Annotated in this window: 2 protein-coding genes; both read left to right on the top strand. The window is 64.3% G+C overall.

What is annotated here, in order from left to right:
- Positions 1–142 precede the first annotated feature (142 nt).
- On the top strand, positions 143–958 hold the full coding sequence (locus FVW20_RS14140) for an ABC transporter substrate-binding protein (RefSeq protein ID WP_196610116.1): 816 nt from the start codon (positions 143–145) through the stop codon (positions 956–958).
- 66 nt (positions 959–1,024) lie between these two features.
- Entirely contained in the window at positions 1,025–1,726 is a 702-nt protein-coding gene (locus FVW20_RS14145) for an amino acid ABC transporter permease (protein ID WP_196610117.1), read from the top strand.
- Positions 1,727–1,802: the final 76 nt, after the last annotated feature.

The following is a 1,802-nucleotide window of genomic DNA, read 5'->3' on the forward strand; positions in this document are numbered from 1 at the left end:
AGCCGGGCGGCGCGCCTGCGCCTCGGGCACGACACGCGATACCCCCGGCCGCCGCGTGGCGGCACGCCGGGTTCGGACGACGGACGAACGCCCATCCCGGGGGCCTGCGGCCCCCCGAACTGCATCAGCAGGGAGAACTCTCATGAAGCGTCTTGTGCTACTGGCCGTGGCCCTGTGCGTGGTGCTTACCGGCACCATGGCCCACGCGGGCAAGATCGAGGACATCAAGGCCCGCGGCGCGCTCGTCTGCGGCGTCAAGGACTCTACCGTGCCCTTCGGGTATATCGACGAGCAGACCAAGCAGGTCGTCGGCTTCGACATCGACATCTGCAAGGCCGTTGCCGACAAACTGGGCGTGAAGCTGGAACTGAAGACCGTCACCAGCGCCACCCGCATCCCCATGCTGACCCAGGGCTCCGTGGACATGGTGGCCGCCACCATGACCCACAAGTTCGAGCGTGACGACGTCATCGACTTCTCCATCACCTACTTCATGGACGGCCAGAAGCTGCTGGTGAAGAAGGGCGGCGCCGTGAAGAGCGCGGCGGACCTGAAGGGCAAGAAGGTGGCCACCGCCAAGGGGTCCACCTCCGAAAAGAACATCAAGGCCGCCCAGCCCGACGCCACCGTGGTCTCCTTCGACGAGTACCCGCAGGCGTTCCTGGCCCTCAAGCAGGGCAAGGCCGAAGCCGTCACCACCGACTCCACCATCCTGCTCGGCCTGCGCAACTCCGATCCCGAGCCCGAAAAGTGGGAAATCGTGGGCGACTACATCTCGCCCGAACCCTACGGCCTGGGCCTGGCCGAAAACGATTCCAAGTTCCGCGACCTGGTCAACCGCACCCTGGTGGACCTGTGGAACTCCGGCGAATACGTGAAGATCTACGACAAGTGGTTCGGCAAGGACACCAAGTACTACCTGCCGCTCACCTGGAAGATGGAAACCTGGCCCTACTAGCACGCACCAACCCGACGGGGGACGCGGCGCCATCGCCGCGCCCCCCGTTTTCACGCGGATACCGTCTTGCAGTACAACTTCGACTGGAAACTCGTCCTCTCCGGCGAATACTTGCAGTGGATCATCGACGGCGTCGTGGTCACCTGCCAGATTTCCGCCCTTTCGCTGGTGCTGGCCATGGCGCTTGGAACGCTCATCGCGGTGATGCGCCTTTCCGCCGTGCGCCCGCTGGTGTGGTTCAGCGCGGGCTTTACGGAGTTCTTCCGCAACACGCCGTTGCTGGTCCAGATATTCTTCTGGTACTTCGGCTCCGACGCGGTGTTGCCCGCAGCCGTCAACCAGTGGCTGTACAAGCAGAATTTCGAGTTCGCGGCGGGGGTCATCTCCCTTGCGGTGTACACCGCCGCGTTCATCGCCGAAGAGATCCGCTCCGGCATCTTCTCCATTCCGCGCACGCAGCTTGAAGCCTCGCGCGCCTGCGGCCTCACCTTCCTCCAGGCCATGCGCTACGTGGTCCTGCCGCAGGCCTTCCGCATCATCGTGCCGCCGCTGATCTCGCAGGCGCTCAACCTGTTCAAGAACTCGTCGCTGTGCATGACCATCGGGGTCATGGAACTTACCTACATGGCCCGCCAGATCGAGTCGTACACCTTCCACGGGTTCGAGGCATTCACGGTCAGCACGCTGATCTACCTCGCCATCTCGCTGCTGGTGTCGTTCAGCATCACCCAGTACAACAAGTACTTCCTGCGGACCATCAAGTACTGACGATCCCCGCGCCGCCCCGGCGGCCCGGCCTTTTCGCGCGGCGGCGCCGCGTGACCCCGGATACCGCCGGGCAGCG

It is taken from the genome of Nitratidesulfovibrio oxamicus (assembly GCF_015731765.1).
GTDB classification, from domain to species: Bacteria; Desulfobacterota; Desulfovibrionia; order Desulfovibrionales; family Desulfovibrionaceae; genus Cupidesulfovibrio; species Cupidesulfovibrio oxamicus.